At 61.7% G+C, this 15,155-nt stretch carries 11 protein-coding genes and 1 pseudogene; 6 read left to right on the top strand and 6 right to left on the bottom strand.

The genetic code is table 11. The annotated features are described in order from the left end of the window. Positions 1-105: 105 nt before the first annotated feature. The 3 genes from G6041_RS05650 to G6041_RS05640 are packed head-to-tail and all read right to left on the bottom strand — an operon-like array spanning position 106 to position 6,713. On the bottom strand, positions 106-2,304 hold the full coding sequence (locus G6041_RS05650; RefSeq protein WP_012124840.1) for a virulence factor SrfC family protein: 2,199 nt from the start codon (positions 2,302-2,304) through the stop codon (positions 106-108). Then, on the bottom strand, positions 2,301-5,288 hold the full coding sequence (locus tag G6041_RS05645; RefSeq protein WP_012124839.1) for a virulence factor SrfB: 2,988 nt from the start codon (positions 5,286-5,288) through the stop codon (positions 2,301-2,303). Before G6041_RS05645 ends, G6041_RS05650 begins: the two co-directional genes overlap by 4 nt. 3 nt (positions 5,289-5,291) lie before the next feature. Next, positions 5,292-6,713, bottom strand: a complete 1,422-nt coding sequence (locus tag G6041_RS05640) for an SrfA family protein (protein ID WP_012124838.1) — start codon at positions 6,711-6,713, stop codon at positions 5,292-5,294. A gap of 313 nt (positions 6,714-7,026) precedes the next feature. Here G6041_RS05640 and G6041_RS05635 point away from each other — a divergent pair, with 313 nt between their 5' ends. The 3 genes and pseudogenes from G6041_RS05635 to G6041_RS05625 all read left to right on the top strand — a co-directional run bounded on the left by G6041_RS05635 (position 7,027) and on the right by G6041_RS05625 (position 9,817). Then, a complete protein-coding gene (locus G6041_RS05635; RefSeq protein WP_012124837.1) occupies positions 7,027-8,622 on the top strand; it encodes an ABC transporter substrate-binding protein in 1,596 nt (531 codons plus the stop codon). Between the two features lie 47 nt (positions 8,623-8,669). After that, a complete protein-coding gene (locus G6041_RS05630; RefSeq protein WP_012124836.1) occupies positions 8,670-8,915 on the top strand; it encodes a DUF2526 family protein in 246 nt (81 codons plus the stop codon). A 16-nt stretch (positions 8,916-8,931) separates the two neighbouring features. Continuing rightward, positions 8,932-9,817, top strand: a pseudogene (locus G6041_RS05625) (NAD(P)-dependent oxidoreductase). 3 nt (positions 9,818-9,820) lie between these two features. Here G6041_RS05625 and G6041_RS05620 read toward each other — a convergent pair. Continuing rightward, on the bottom strand, positions 9,821-10,270 hold the full coding sequence (locus G6041_RS05620; protein ID WP_012124834.1) for a DMT family transporter: 450 nt from the start codon (positions 10,268-10,270) through the stop codon (positions 9,821-9,823). Then, positions 10,267-10,785, bottom strand: coding sequence for a GNAT family N-acetyltransferase (locus tag G6041_RS05615; protein WP_012124833.1), 519 nt, complete (start codon positions 10,783-10,785; stop codon positions 10,267-10,269). Before G6041_RS05615 ends, G6041_RS05620 begins: the two co-directional genes overlap by 4 nt. A gap of 38 nt (positions 10,786-10,823) precedes the next feature. On the opposite strand from G6041_RS05615, the gene G6041_RS05610 reads away from it, so the two are divergent. The 3 genes from G6041_RS05610 to G6041_RS05600 all read left to right on the top strand — a co-directional run bounded on the left by G6041_RS05610 (position 10,824) and on the right by G6041_RS05600 (position 14,178). Beyond that, a complete protein-coding gene (locus tag G6041_RS05610) occupies positions 10,824-11,399 on the top strand; it encodes a helix-turn-helix domain-containing protein (RefSeq protein ID WP_004387851.1) in 576 nt (191 codons plus the stop codon). A 49-nt stretch (positions 11,400-11,448) separates the two neighbouring features. Beyond that, positions 11,449-12,489 (top strand): NADP-dependent oxidoreductase, encoded by a 1,041-nt coding sequence (locus G6041_RS05605; protein ID WP_004387850.1) that lies wholly within the window; start codon positions 11,449-11,451, stop codon positions 12,487-12,489. Between the two features lie 75 nt (positions 12,490-12,564). Beyond that, a complete protein-coding gene (locus G6041_RS05600; RefSeq protein ID WP_014728923.1) occupies positions 12,565-14,178 on the top strand; it encodes a dipeptide ABC transporter ATP-binding protein in 1,614 nt (537 codons plus the stop codon). On the opposite strand, the gene G6041_RS05595 is transcribed toward G6041_RS05600, so the two are convergent. Then, positions 14,175-15,152, bottom strand: coding sequence for an ornithine cyclodeaminase family protein (locus G6041_RS05595; RefSeq protein WP_012124829.1), 978 nt, complete (start codon positions 15,150-15,152; stop codon positions 14,175-14,177). The genes G6041_RS05600 and G6041_RS05595 overlap by 4 nt on opposite strands. Positions 15,153-15,155: the final 3 nt, after the last annotated feature.

The raw sequence follows: 15,155 nt of genomic DNA, 5'->3' as shown, positions 1-15,155 counted from the left end.
ACAGCGTTTCGGGAACAGCTTATTAAAAGTGGGCAGCGCGTTTAACACACCGCAACAGAGAATCGCAGGATAGAAACGCCGGTGCGGGCGCACCGGCGGGAGGCGTTAACGCAAGCCGATGATTTTCGCCAGTGCCTGACGGTCGGCGGGTTTGATATCGAGCGGATGTTCGTAGCCGATATTTTCAATCGCGCGGGTGTAAAGCGCGACCAGCCAGTCGTAGACATAACGCGTGGCGGCATGCACCGGTTTTTCGCCAAGCCGCGTCAGACGCTTATCCTGCGCAACGGCAGAGGCGAACAGGCGCTCGTTCGGATTAACGCGGCTCGCCGGGCGCTCGGCCTGGGGCACACGCTCAAAGCCCAGCCAGCTTACGAAGTTGCCAAGCTCAGCGCGTAATTGTGCGCCGGAAAGCCCTTCATGCGCCGCCAGCGTTTCCAGACGCGCCGCCAGATCCAGCCGGTAGCTTGCGATAATCAGCGTGTCGCCGAGCCAGTGTAGCGTGGCGACGTCAATGCCGAGCTGTGCGGCGTGTTCCTCGCTCTGCATCCACTGGCGAACGTGGTTCACCCACAGGCGATGCGCGCGACGGGCGAGCGACGCGCCGGAGGCGGTATCAACAGGACGCACGGAAGTGGATTCGCCGAAAAGATCGATCTCGGCACTGAATAGCCCCTGTGGCGTCTCTTCGTGGCGCTCTTCGGTTTCACAGAGCGCCTGCAATGCGGCCGGGTCAGGCAGCAGCGCCTGGAGCAGATCGCCGTGGCGCGCGGCCTGGCGCTGCAATGTGCGCACGCCGTTTTCCGCCGTGGACCGCAGCGTCGCCGCGTCAGTGGTCAGCGGGGCCAGATAACGGCTGAACAGCAGCGCGGGCTGCGCCTGTGCCTGCTCGATGAGTAACGCAAGGCGACGCTCGCGGCTGCTCTGGCTCAGCGCCTGCGAAAGCCATTCGGTCAGACGTTGCAGATTACGCCCGTCGAGCGCCTGCAATGTGCCCCAGGTGTGGCCCGGCTTGCCGAGTAAGCGCTGAACGCCTTCGTCCAGATGCTGGCCGTCAAGGAAGCGGGCGTCGTGCGGCGTAATGGCCCACACGAGCCCCGGCAGCGCGTCCGGAGAGGCTGGTTGCGTGGCGTTCACCCAGCGCAGCAGCGCGCGCGCGACCGGCGCGATATCAGCACGGCGCTGTACGGCGTTACACACCATCAGCACGTCCGGCTGCTGGTGCTGACGGTAATAGTCGAGCAGAAACGCGATTTTACTGGCGTTCAGGCTGTCATTCTGGCCAAACGTCGCGCCGGGAATATCCAGCAGATCGACGCCTTCCGGTACAGAAGGGGTGGCGAGCGGCAACGTTAGCTCGGCGCACAGCAGCGTCAGCGTCGTGAGCGGCAGGCTGACCATACCCTGCAACTGCTGCTGTTCGAGGGCGCGTACCAGGACTTCATCCGGCAGCGCGTCTTCACCGGAGCCCGCAGGGAGCAGAAAGCCTTCCACCGGGAGCGAAAAGTTATCGACGAGCAGGCTCAGCGGCGCGGCCACTTCACGGGCATGGCCGAGCAGCAACAGGCCTTCGGAAAGGGTGATGAACTGCTGCGTCAGCTCTGCGATATCGCCCCACAGCAGCGCGTACAGCCGCACGCGTTCTGGGAGATTCAGCGCCGGCAGCAGCTCTGCGAGCTGATGCCACGCGTCGTCGCTCAGCGTGCGCTGGCGCGCGGGCGTCAGTTCACACCAGCGGGCGGCGAGCGTCATGACGTCTGGCGCGCTGATGGCCGGGTGGCTCTGCGGCTGGCCGAGGCTTTGCAACTGGGCTAAACGCTGGCGCAGTTCCTCTTCGCTGACGGCGCGCGACTGACCGCTGGTCTGGTAGTGCGCGAGGAAAATCTGCACCAGTTCCGCTTCGCTGAAAAGGCGCAGGCGCAGCGGAAACTCCTCCGGAAGCGTTGGCGGCGTGCGGGTAAAGCGCACCGCCATCGCGGTCGCGCTGTGACCGGGGTTGATATGGGTCAGCCAGTCGAGGTGCTTATCGCCAGGTGCCACGGACACCTGACCCTGCGAACCGTTGGCAAGCGTCGCCAGCAGGTGCGCTTTGCCCGCCTGGGAATGACCATAAAGGCCGAGCGTGCGCGGCTCACTGGCGAGCGCGTTAAGCGTCTGTGCGCTGGCGCGCAGCGCGTTCAGACGCGCCAGCAGCGGGCCTGCGTCCTCATCCAGCAGCGGCGCATGCGCGCGGGTGGTTTCGACCCACCGGGTCAGGGCGACAGGTGTAGTGAGTGTCTGGTTAATGAGGGTAGAGACTGTCATTTCAGATAAACGCTCCCGCTGTCGATCCAGTAATGGCTGCCGGAACTGCGACGGTCAGCCAGCGTATTCAGTTTAAAAGTGACCTGCTCCGGCGGCACGCGGGTGCCGTCTGAGAGCCAGGCTTCGCTGAGCATAAAGCCTTCCGGTGCTTCATGCTTGCTGCCACCGGTCAGTTGCAGGCGCACGTTCAGTACGCCGTCGCCAGCAATGGCTTTCGCGAGCTCTGGTGAGTTGACCGAGAGCGTATAGAGCGGCGTGGCGGGCCAGCGGGCGTTATCGAGCTGGCGGAAGCCGAGCGTCACATTGCCGCGCAGCGGGAAGTGTAAGCGGGCGTCGAGCTTCGCGCCCGGCGCGTCAAGATCGATATCGCGATACCAGACGTTTTCGTCGCGCAGCGTGTTGACGACATTATCCAGCACGCCCAGGTAACGCACGGTGGAATACGCGCCAATATCCGCCGCTTTAAAGTTAAAGCGCGGCAGGCGCAGATCCAGCGCCAGGCTGCAGAGCATCGCGCCAACGGCGGCGGTAGATTTTGGATTGCCCACGCGGCGGTGCTGACTGAAAGGATACCATTCATGCACTTCATAGTTATCGAGCCAGACCATACGGCTGACCGGCACCGGCTGCAGCAGACGGATCAGCGACTGCAGGCCCGGCAGGCAACCGGGACGACCAGTGATAAGCAGCACGTCACAGCAGTAGTAAGAGATAGCTTCGCACAGCGCCTGAATAGGCGCGCAGATGCTGAACTTTCCGCTATGCAGCGCTTCTTCAAGCTCGCTGAAGCTCACCTGCAGCGGTACGTCCAGCACGTTAAACGCCGGGCTGCCGGCGGGCAGCGCATGCTCAATCGCCTGGTGGAGATAGTTATGCACGTTGCGGGTCGGCGGCTGTTTCAGCAGTTCGCCGAATGTGGTGTAGAGGCCGCTTTGGGTGTCAGTCGGGTCGCTGTTTTCCCACGCCGAGAGAATAGCGTGGCCGAGTGGCATAAAGAGCTGCAGCGCGGTCTGCTGGCGCAGAATCGCCTGCGTGTCCATACGTCCGGAATCGCCGAACAACGTGGACATCAGCGTCGCAGCGTCAGCCACGCCCGCTTTTTGCAGATGCTCCTGAAGCGCAGGCAGTACGCAGCGCTGAATGACATCCAGCAGAATGTCATCGCCCGCCACTTTAAAGCCTTCGCGGAACAGCAGCGTCGGGCTGATTTTCACATTGCTGCCAACGCCGTCATCAAGCTGATATTCGGCGATCGCCATATCCGTCGTACCGCCGCCGATATCAATCGAGGCGACGCGCAGCTGACGGCCCGGTGTCGCGCCTGGCGGCGTTTCGCGGTCCGGGCGGGCGAGGCTTGCGAAAAAGCGCTCGGTCTGCCCGGCGAAATGCACCATCGCTTCGTTATAAAGCCACACCAGCTGGCCGCAGCTCGCTTCATCCCACTCCATCTGGATCTCTGGCACCGGTACGCGGCTCTTGCGCTGGCCTTTTTCGGCGCTGAAGTCATCGTCATGCGGGTGCCAGCCCAGCGCTTTCCAGACCAGCGCGATGGCCTCCTGCATGCGGCGGCGGAAAATCTCGCGCTCCTGTTTCGGCATCGCCGACGGGAGCGTCAGAATAAGCTGGCGCAACTGGCGCGGCGAACTGGCGTTGCCCATGCGCAGGCGGCTGGCAACGCTGTTAATCTGGCAGACCGCCTGGGCGAGCAGCTCGCACAGCATATGCGTCATCAGAGAGCTGCGGCTGTATTGCGGTGAAAAAACCGGCAGACGCTCTTCCGGCGGCAGCTGCCAGAGCGGCTCGCCGTCGTCGTTCATCAGGTTCATCAGCGGGCCCGCGGTCGCCAGCGGCTCGCGCTGGGTTTTCGGGGTCATCAGGTTAAAGCGCCACTCCTGAGCCGCCGGGGTTTCATCCCACAGATAGCGGCGCGGGCTGGAAATACCGCTGTTGCCCTCGGTGCCGAGACGCTGCATCGCGAGTTTGCGCGCTTCGTCACCGACACGCACGATAGAAGGCCAGACAAACGCCTCGTCGCGCCCGCTCTCCACCGAAAAATGCTGTTTGCCAAAGCGCGCCTCGGCGAAGGCCAGACGGCTGGTGAACATCAGCGCATTCATAAACTGCGGCTCGCTAAGCGATCGTACCTGCAACTCCATCGTCTGGCGCAGGCCGTCATTCGCTTCACCGTGATCTTCAATAATCACGCCGCAGGTGTGGGTGTTGCCGACATCCAGGATGAGATCCACCGCCACCGGCTGCGAGCTCAGCGTGCCGGTCACGATTTTCAGCTCAGGCACATTGAGCTGGTTGCCGAGGAGCGACATCAGGTTGAGCCAGTGAGCCTGATATTCAAACACTTTCAGCGCGCGCTGGATCTCCTGCTCGCTGCGGCCTTCATTCGCGCCGACAAACTGGGTGAAGGCTTCACGCAGCCAGCCGTCAACCCAGGTCTGGTCAAGGAAATCAGCCACTTCGTCGTCGCGCCAGGCAAGCGCGAAACGCGTGCCGTTGCGCACGTCATTCTCGACGGGCGCGAGCTGGGAGGTCGCGCCTTCATCGGCCTGGATTTGCGTGTCGAACGCCAGCGTCACGCGGTGCGTGTTGCCTGCGCCGTCCGGCTCGCTGAGTTTGCGGATCTGCACGCGCGCCCAGTTGTCCGGACCTTGCACGAACGTGCGCGGTGGGTTGAAGCGCAGCACCGGCAGCGGCAGCCAGACGCCATCCAGGATGGCGAGCGACTGGCTCAGCGCGACGCTGCTTTCCGGTTTCACCACTTCTGGCTGGCCGCCGTGGCGGGCGGGCAGGGTGAATTTGCCGGAGGTGATATCGTAATCGAGGCGCAGCAGCGGCCCGTTGGCCGTTTTGCGCACAAAGCGCCCGTCGTGAGGCGCTTCAACGGGCGTCAGGCCAAAATCAAGAAATTGCACCCCGCTGTTTTCAATCAGGGTGACGCTCTGTTTGTAATCACACAGGTTTGCCAGCATAAATCAGGCGCTCACTTTCTTCATGGTCAGGGGCAGCACGGTCTTTTCATCATAGCGACCGGTACATTCGGCAACATCGTTCGGGCCAGCTTTACAGGCCACTTCCGGCATCGGGTAGCGGGAGCCGTCGCTGCAGCGGGCTTTACCGCGCGTCTTGATCATCAGCTCGCCGGTCTGGTGCAGGCCCGAGAACAGCTCGGCTTTGCAGACGACGTTATCGCCAAGCGTCACGCGGGCGGTGCCTTTGTTGTTTTTCATCTCAACACGCATCGAGGTGGCTTTACCGGTGATCGGGTCCGGGCTGCCGATGCTGAGCCGCCAGGTGCCGTTCAGGAAGCGAGTGGTCCCGGCTTTTACCTGGTTGGCGTCCATGACCAGTGCGTTTTTATCAACCGGTGCGGGGGCAGCGACAGGCTTCTCTTCCACAACCGGCGCAGGCGGAGTGACTTTCGCTTCAGCCAGCGGCAGAGAGGTTGTCGGTGCCACCGGGACGACAGGTGCCGCCGGAGCAGCAGGCGCGTCGACCGATTTCACCGGCGCGGGCGCGATTTCCTGCGCTTTGATCTGCGCAACCGAAACGGTCGGCGCGGCGGTTTCTTTCTGCTGCAACAGATACCAGGTCACAGGTGCGGCCACGGCCCCCATCACGACGGCGGCGGCAAGCGGCCATGTCCAGAGCGGTACGCGCGAGCGGCGGGCTGGCGTTGGCGCTTTTACCGGGGCTGGCGCGGTCTCTTCAGGTGGTGTGGTCGCCTCGGCTTCAGCGGCATAGGCCGCCAGCGCGGCGGCAGACGCGTGTACGGGGGCGGCAGGCGCTGGCGCTACGGGCGCAGGCGAGACAGGCGGCGTTGCCAGCAGCGGCGCGTCCGGCTCGGTCATCATCAACGGCGTGGGTTCCGGCTCCGGCTCTTCCTGCGGCGTCATGATGATTTCCGGCTCAATGGGCTCGGCTTCACGCAGACATTCCAGCACGTCATCGCGCGCGCCCTGGTTCAAATTCACGAAGCCCCAGAAGGTGATGACCGGTTTGCCGTCCACCAGATAGAGGAAATTCGCGCCGGGGAACTGCACGGCTTTGGCGAGCAGCGCGCCAAAAAGTTGCTGGGCGGTCTTTTCCGATTCCAGGCAGCGCTTGCTCAGCGCGCGGGCGCTGGAGAGCGCGCTTTCCAGAAAGCGCAGGGCGCGCTCGCGCTCCTCGCGGCTGGCGGACGCCCAGCCCATGACTTTGCCGCTGACCGGCGAATACCAGTCCACGCGGTCACCTTCTTCATTAAGCTGAGGGATAGCAAGCAACTCCACCAGCGGCTGTTTGCGCAGGCGAAGCGTTTCACGGATTTGCAGTGCCGACTCGAAAACCGCCTGACCGTTTTCGCCTACCGACTGGAAGTCGTCAAGGTCGCCACTGCGCAATAAAATTTTTGCCACGTCATTCTCTCTGCTGGGAAAACTTTTTCACGGCTCTACTTTGAACGATAGACCGGTCAAGCAAAGGGCGAAAGAAACGCGAAAAAGCGTAAATTCTCGGGTCATTGAATCTTAGGAATTTTCTTGACTTAAGCAAAAATTCGCGGTGTTAACGCGACTTAACCGGAGCGTAAATCATTTTTATCTGAAATTGACTGATATTCAGGCGAAAAATGCCGGAAAGGCATAAAGCTACAGTTTTTTGTTATTTGCCACTCAGAGCGTGCTGTGATGAGATGGCTTTCCTCCTGAAAAGTAAAATAAAAGGCGCAAGATGAAGACAGGAAAAACATTGATCGGGCTGCTGTTAAGCGCCCTGTTACCGGCAAGCGCGATCGCGGCGAACAGCGATACCCTGATTTACTGCTCTGAGGCATCACCCGAGTCCTTCAACCCGCAGATCGCGAGTTCCGGGCCGAGCTTTGTGGCAAGCTCTCAGGTGCTTTATAACCGTCTGGTGAATTTCGATCCGAAAACCAATACGCCGGTGCCGTCGCTGGCGACCGAGTGGAAGGTGAGCCCGGACGGCAAAACCTGGACGTTCACGCTGCGTCAGGGCGTGAAATTTAACAGCAATAAATTCTTCAAACCGACGCGCGATTTTAATGCCGACGACGTTATCTTCTCGGTGATGCGCCAGAAAGACCCGAATCATCCGTACCACAAGGTGTCACAGGGCAACTACGAATATTTCCAGGATTTGGGTCTTGATAAGCTCATCACGGAGGTGAAAAAGCTCGACGATTACCACGTCCAGTTCACGCTGAGCGAGCCGAACGCCGCGTTCCTGGCCGACTGGGGGATGGATTTCGCGTCTATTCTCTCAGCGGAATACGCTGATGCGATGATGAAAAAAGGCACGCCGGAGAACGTCGATAACTGGCCCATTGGCACCGGCCCCTACGCGCTGCAACAGTACAAAGTCGATTCGCTTATTCGCTACATCGCCAACCCGAACTACTGGGATGGCGAAGTGCCGACTAAGCATTTAATTTTCTCCATTACTCCGAACGTCGAGACGCGCCTCGCGAAGCTTAAAACGAACGAGTGCCAGATTATCCCGGCCCCCAGCCCGGTACAGTTCGAAGCGATTAAAGCCGATAAAAACCTGACGCTGCACAGCGTCGAGGCGCTGAACGTCGGTTATCTCGCGTTTAACACCGAGAAAAAACCGTTCGATAACGTGCTGGTGCGCCAGGCGCTGAATTACGCCGTTGATAAAAAATCGATCATCAACGCGGTGTTTATGGGCAGCGGCACGGTGGCGAAATCGCCGATCCCGCCGAATATGCTCGGTTACGATAAAGACCTGAAAACCTACGATTACGATCCCGAAAAAGCGAAAGCGCTGCTGAAGCAGGCGGGGCTGGAGAAGGGCTTTGAAGCGACGCTGTGGTCGATGCCGGTGCAGCGTCCGTATAACCCGAACTCGCGTCGCATCGCCGAGATGATCCAGAGCGACTGGGCGAAAGTGGGCGTGAAGGCGAAAATCGTCAGCTATGAGTGGGGTGAATACCTCTCCGGCATTCGTAAAGGCGAGCACGACACCGCGCTGTATGGCTGGATGTCAGACAACGGCGACCCGGATAACTTTGCCGATGTCCTGCTGAGCTGCGACAGCATCCAGAGCGGCTCGAACGCCGCGCGCTGGTGCGATAAAAAATACACCTCGCTTATCGATCAGGCGAAGCGCGTCAGCACGCCTGCGGAACGCGCTAAACTTTATGTACAGGCGCAGGAGATCTTCTACCAGCAGGCACCGTGGGTGCCGCTCGCCAATGGCCGCACCTTCTACGCGACCCGCAGTAACGTGACGGGGTACAGCGTAAGCCTGATGGGCAGCGACTTCTCGAAAGCAAAAATCAACTAAGCACTGCGCCGCGGCCCCTGCCGCGGCGATGCGTTTAAGGAGGTTTTATGTCACATCGTGAGGACATGCAGCGCCGCGTTGACGCGGTGATTGCACAACACGTGATAGCGCCGATGAATGAACTGCTGATTGCGCTCAGCGATGACGCGCAACTCAGCCGTGAGGAGCGTTACGATCTGCAGCAGCAGTTGCGCACCGCGATTGCCCATCATGGCCGTCAGCATAAAGAAGATCGCGAGCGCGAGGCGGCGGAACGCCTGGCGGAGCTGACCCGCGGCGGCACCATTTTATAAACTTTAAGGAATTTTTATGCATATTGCTTTTCTCGGTCTTGGCGGCATGGGCCAGCCGATGGCGGAAAATCTGGTTAAAGCGGGCTTTACGGTGACGGTCTGGAACCGCTCGCCTGCCTCCGCCGAGGCGCTGCGCGCATCCGGCGCGCAGGTGGCGGCAAGCCCGAAAGATATTCACGGCGCTGATGTGCTCATCACTATTCTGGCGGATGACGCAGTCACAGAAAACGTCGTGGTGGAGCAGGGCGCGCTGACGTCGCTCGCGCCGGGGGCACTGTGGATCAACATGGCGACGGTTTCCGTGGCGTTGACTGAAGCGATGGACGCGCTGACCCGCCAGCTTAACATCGGCTATCTCGCCGCTCCGGTGCTGGGGCGCGTGGATGTCGCCACCGCAGGCAATCTGAATATTCTCGCGGCGGGAGAGCCGCAGTGGCTTGCGAAAGCGCAGCCGAATTTTCGACGTGCTGGGCCAGAAAACCTGGACCTTCGGCGACAACCCGGCGCAGGCCGCGGCGGTGAAACTGGCGGCAAACTTTATGCTGGCGAGCGCCATTGAGACCATGGGCGAGGCGTCGGCGCTGGTCGAGGCCTATAACGTTGGCAAAGGTGATTTTCTCGGCATGCTGACCAGCACGCTGTTTGCCGCGCCTGCGTATAAAAACTATGGCGCGATGATTGCCGAAGATCGCTATACGCCCGCAGGGTTCACCATGAAGCTGGGGCTGAAAGATGTGCGTCTCGCGCAACAGGCGGCCGAGAGCAAAAACGTACCGATGGGGATCGCAGGCGTGCTTCGCGATAACTACCTTGACGCGCTGGCCCACGGTGATGAGCAACTCGACTGGGCGGCGCTGGCGACCGTCAGCGCGCGCCGCAGCGGGCAGAAACCGAAAGCGTAATCTTCAGAACGTGCGCCTGGCGACGAGCCAGGCGCCAATCACCAGCAGCACCGCGCCCGCTACCGGCCCGGCGAGCATACGCAGCGTCAGGCCGCTGGTGCGCGCAATATCAAACAGCAACCCGCCTATCAGCTGGCTTGCGACCAGCACCGCAATCGTCGTGGCCGCGCCAAGATACTGATAGCCGTTAATGCTCGCGAAGACGAAAAACGACCCGAGCAGCCCCGGCAGCAGCGTCCACCAGCGTACGGTGGCGATAAGCTCGCTGAACCCTGCCGTGCCGTTACGCAGCAGCAGAATGGCGCAGAACAGCACAATCCCTACCAGTGAATTGAGCAGCATGGCGATGAGGATCGTGGAGGCCGACTGTGTGATGCGCACCATCAGCATATTCTGTACCACCAGCCCCACACCGGCGGCGGTCAGGAACAGCAGGCTTAATGACGAGTTCATCCAATGGCGTCCGGTTCGGTGCGATTATCAAGCTGCAATTGCATAAACGTCAGATCCAGCCAGCGACCAAATTTGGTGCCTACCTGCGGCATCTGCGCGGTGATGGTAAAGCCGAGCTTTTCATGCAGCGCGATAGAGGCGGCGTTGCGCGATTCGATGCCCGCCACCATCACATGCTTGCCGATAGCCCGCGCCTCGACGATGAGTCGCGTCATCAGCGCTTTGCCGATGCCTTTGCCGTGGTGCTCCGGGTGCACATAGACCGAGTGCTCAACGGTATGGCGAAAGCCGTCAAACGCGCGCCAGTCGCCGAACGAGGCGTAACCGACGACCCGATCGCCTTCCACCGCCACCAGTACCGGGTAGCCCGCGTTGCCGCGCTGATAAAACCAGGCGAGGCGGTTTTCGGTATCGACCGTGGCGTCATTCCAGATGGCGGCGGTGTGTAACACCGCATAGTTATAAATCTCAGCGATAGCGGCGCAGTCGTCCGCAGTGGCATGGCGAATCAGCATGGTTGAACCCCGGCAGTCGTTCACTATAATGTTACGTTATGAATAATATAATCGACACATTAAATCAACGGATTGGTGAGCGCATTCGCGTCGAGCGCGAAACCCGCGGCTGGTCGCTGAGCGAACTCGCCGAGCGCGCCGGGGTTTCCCGCGCCATGATCCACAAAATCGAACGCGGCGAGAGCAGCCCGACGGCGACGCTGTTAGGGCGGCTCTCCGGCGCGCTGGGGCTGAGCATGTCCACGCTTATCGCCCGCGCGGAGATGAACGAAGGGCGGCTGCTGCGCTTCGCCGATCAGCCGGTCTGGCACGATCCGCAGAGCCACTATCTGCGCCGCCACGTCTCGCCGAAATCTGATCTGCCCCTTGATATGGTTCAGGTGGAGTTGCCCGCCGGCAGCGACATCCCGATGCCGGCCTCGGCCTATGCCTTTGCCCGCCAGCTCATCTGGGTTCAGCAGGGTGAACTGGTGTTTCAGGAAGGCAATATCCGCCACCAGATGCATGAGGGCGACTGCCTCGAACTCGGCCCGCCGAATGAATGCCATTTCATTAACCAGAGCGACGCGCCGTGCGTCTATCTGATTGTGCGTCTGAATAACGTCGCCAGTTAATGTGAATGCACTACGCTTTCTGGATGCCCTGAAAACGAAGGAGAACATCATGACTCAATCATCGTCCCGTAATCGCCGCTGGGTGCTGGCCTCGCGTCCGCATGGCAAACCGGTGGCGGAGAATTTTCGCCTTGAGGAAGATTCCATCGCCGAGCCGGGCGAAGGCCAGGTGCTGGTGCGCACAGTGTATTTGTCGCTCGACCCGTATATGCGCGGGCGCATGAGCGATGAGCCGTCCTATTCGCCGCCGGTGCAAATCGGTGAAGTGATGGTCGGCGGCACCGTTGGCGTGGTGGAAAAATCGAGTCATCCGGATTTCCACCCCGGCGACTGGGTGGTCGGCTACAGCGGCTGGCAGGATTACGCCATCTGCGATCCAAAACAGCTGACGCCGCTTGGAAAATCGCCCGAGCATCCGTCGTGGTTCCTCGGCGTGCTGGGCATGCCAGGATTTACCGCCTATATGGGCCTGCTGGATATCGGCGCGCCGAAAGCGGGTGAAACGCTGGTGGTCGCCGCCGCGACCGGCCCGGTTGGCGCAAGCGTCGGGCAGATAGGCAAAATCAAAGGCTGTCGCGTGGTCGGCGTGGCGGGCGGTGAAGAGAAATGCCGTTACGCGGTGGAACACCTGGGCTTTGACGAATGTATCGATCACCGCGCGGCGGATTTCGCCGATAAACTCGCCGCCGCCTGCCCGCAGGGCATTGACGTTTACTACGAGAACGTCGGCGGGAAAGTTTTCGATGCCGTGATGCCGCTGCTCAATACCGGCGCGCGCGTGCCGCTGTGCGGTCTGGTCTCCGGCTATAACGCTACCGACCTGCCGCCTGGCCCGGATCGCCTGCCGTTGCTCATGGGCACGCTTTTGAAAAAACGCATCCGTATGCAGGGCTTTATCATCAACCAGGATTATGGTCACCGCATCGAAGAGTTCCAGCGCGAGATGGGCCAGTGGGTTTCCGAAGGGCGCATTCACTACCGCGAGCACATTGTGGATGGCCTTGAGAACGCGCCAGAGGCGTTTATCGGCCTGCTGGAAGGGAAAAACTTCGGCAAGCTCGTTATCCGCGTCGGCCAGGACGATGCATAAACCAACTGAATAACAACTTGTTAACCACGGCGGCTGCCGATATGCTCGACCAAAGCCTGTTGTCGGGAGCCGCCTGTGCCGCTGTTAACCCTCTCTCATCTTAGCCTGCAAAGTCGCCAGGCCACCCTGTTGCGTGATGTCAGTCTGACCGTCGAACGCCGCGAAATGGTGGCGCTGGTCGGCGAATCCGGCTGTGGCAAAACGCTCACTTCCCTTGCCGTCACCGGCCTTTTGCCGCGCGGCGTCTGGCAGAGCGGCGGCGAGATTTGCTTTGACGATACCACGCCCATTCTCCCTGATGCGCCATACCCGGCGGGCCTGCGCGGTCGTCACATCGCCATGATTTTCCAGGAGCCGATGAGCAGCATGAACCCGGTGCTGAAAGTGGGCGAGCAGATTGCCGAAGTGCTGGTGCGCCATCGCGGGCTGGGCTGGAAAGCGGCCTCCCGCGAGGCGGTGGCGCTGCTGGGCCATGTCGGCATCGGCGAGCCGGAAAAACGGGCGCGCCAGTATATTCATCAGCTCTCCGGCGGGATGCGCCAGCGGGTGATGATAGCCAGCGCCATCAGCGGCAAACCGGATCTGCTGATTGCCGATGAGCCGACCACCGCGCTGGACGTCACGCTTCAGGCGCAAATTCTCGGCCTGCTGAAAGATCTCCAGCAGGAGATGGGCATGGGCGTGCTGCTGGTGACACACGATCTCAGCGTGGTGGCGCGCTATGCCGATCGCGCCTGCGTGATGAACGGCGGCGAAATTGTCGAACAGGGGCCGGTGGAGCCGCTCTTTACTTCGCCACAGGCCGACTGGACGCGGCGGCTGATTGCGGCTTCAACACCACAGGAGCCGCCTGCACGTGTGGTGGCGCGTAATGACACGCCGCTGTTGCAGGTGACGGGTATCGTAAAAAGCTTTGCACGCCGCGCACGGCTGCCGTTTATGCCCGCAGAGCGCCAGCGTGTACTGCACCCGACTACCTTTAGCGTGGCGCGCGGTGAAATCGTCGGGCTTATCGGCGAATCCGGCTCCGGCAAAACGACGCTCGGGCGCGCGGCTATCGGGCTTATCGAGGCCGACAGCGGCCAGATTTTCTTTGACGGCGTCGATATGGCGCAGGCGAGCCGAACGGAGCAAAAACGCGTGCGCCGCCGCGCGCAGATGATTTTTCAGGACCCTTACGCGAGCCTCGATCCGCGCATGAGTGTCGGCGATCAGCTCGCCGAGCCGCTGCGGGTGCACGGCCTGCGCCACGGCGCGGCGATTGCCGAACGGGTGAGCGAACTGATGACGCTGGTCGGGCTTAAACCGGAATGGGCGCAGCGGCGTCCTGCGGCGTTCTCCGGCGGGCAACGCCAGCGAATCGCCATCGCCCGCGCGCTGGCGCTGGAGCCGGAACTGCTGGTGGCGGATGAAGCGGTGGCGGCGCTCGATTTACCCGTGAGAGGCCAGATCCTGCGCCTGCTGGCGGAGCTTCGCGATAAGCTCGGGCTGTCGGTGCTCTTTATCAGCCACGATCTCCAGGCGGTGCGTCAGCTCTGCGATCGCGTTTTAGTGCTCTATCTCGGGAACGTGGTGGAGGAAGGGCCGACGCGTCAGGTACTGCAAACGCCTGCCCATGCGTATACCCGGCGGCTTATCGACAGCGCGCCGGATATTCACCAGGCGTTGCGCCTGCGCGAAAGCGCTTAAGCGACGCCAAAGAGCGGCAGCGCGGTGCCGACATTCTCCTGCGCCGCGCGCTGCAACACGCGGGCGGCGAGCGCGATATCAAACACGTTCAGCCCGAACGACGAAAAGTAAACGCAGTCGTCCGGCGCTGCGCGCCATGCGCCCGTTAACAGTGCCGCGAGATCCGCTGACCAGCCGTCATCGGCAAATTCGCCCGCGCGGTACATCTGGAACAGGCTTTTGGCGCTGGTGTGGCGAAACTCCCCCCAGGCGTCCACCACCACCTGGGTGGCGCGTTTAATCGCCGCAAAACTCACTTCGTGATAGCCAATCTGCATGATAAGCCGCCCCGGCTGGCACCATTCCGGGCCGAGAAACGGCTTTTGCGCGCCGGTGCAGGTGATAACGGCGTCCCACGGCTGTTTCTGCGCCTCACGAAGATCGCCGTAGATTTCACACGGGAACGGCAACGCCGCAACGGGCATACTTTCCAGCCGCGCGGGCGTGCGGTTCCACAACCCTAAACACGAGAGCGCCGGAAAGTGCGCGCGTAGCATCTCCAGATGCGCGCGCGCCTGTACGCCCGCGCCGAGCAACAGGACGCGTTTCACCTCGCGCGGCGCGGCGTGGCGCAGGGCGAGCGCCGACACCGCGGCGGTGCGCACCGCCGTCAGACCGCCGCTCTCCACCAGCCCCACCGGCACGCCGCTGTCGGCACGGTTGATGAGCGTCACCGTGAGCGCCATCGGAAGCGCGTCATGCGGCTGCGGGCGGTGCGCCGTCCACTTCACGCCGGTGGCGTTAAACCGCCCGCCCACGCGCGCGGGCAGGGCGTAAACCTTACCCGGCGCGGTATCGAGCGGCACGTGCGTTTCGGCGGGCATCACGGCATCGCCTGCCGCCATCAGCAGCGTCGCGTCGGTGACGTCACTGAGTGCGGCGTGCGGGTCAAGCCCGCCGAGCGCCGCCACCTGCTGGCCGGTGAGAAATCGCATGGT

The sequence above is a fragment of the Cronobacter sp. HA18003 genome (assembly GCF_011605905.1).
In the GTDB taxonomy this organism is placed as follows: Bacteria; Pseudomonadota; Gammaproteobacteria; order Enterobacterales; family Enterobacteriaceae; genus Cronobacter; species Cronobacter sakazakii.
This window is presented reverse-complemented; position numbering and strand designations above follow the sequence as displayed.

Excerpts from the sequence above, each read along its gene's own strand:
- G6041_RS05650 (WP_012124840.1), bottom strand. The coding sequence starts at position 2,304 with ATGACAGTCTCTACCCTCATTAACCAGACACTCACTACACCTGTCGCC.
- G6041_RS05645 (WP_012124839.1), bottom strand. The coding sequence starts at position 5,288 with ATGCTGGCAAACCTGTGTGATTACAAACAGAGCGTCACCCTGATTGAA.
- G6041_RS05635 (WP_012124837.1), top strand. The coding sequence starts at position 7,027 with ATGAAGACAGGAAAAACATTGATCGGGCTGCTGTTAAGCGCCCTGTTA.
- G6041_RS05630 (WP_012124836.1), top strand. The coding sequence starts at position 8,670 with ATGTCACATCGTGAGGACATGCAGCGCCGCGTTGACGCGGTGATTGCA.
- G6041_RS05620 (WP_012124834.1), bottom strand. The coding sequence starts at position 10,270 with ATGAACTCGTCATTAAGCCTGCTGTTCCTGACCGCCGCCGGTGTGGGG.
- G6041_RS05615 (WP_012124833.1), bottom strand. The coding sequence starts at position 10,785 with ATGCTGATTCGCCATGCCACTGCGGACGACTGCGCCGCTATCGCTGAG.
- G6041_RS05610 (WP_004387851.1), top strand. The coding sequence starts at position 10,824 with ATGAATAATATAATCGACACATTAAATCAACGGATTGGTGAGCGCATT.
- G6041_RS05605 (WP_004387850.1), top strand. The coding sequence starts at position 11,449 with ATGACTCAATCATCGTCCCGTAATCGCCGCTGGGTGCTGGCCTCGCGT.
- G6041_RS05595 (WP_012124829.1), bottom strand. The coding sequence starts at position 15,152 with ATGCGATTTCTCACCGGCCAGCAGGTGGCGGCGCTCGGCGGGCTTGAC.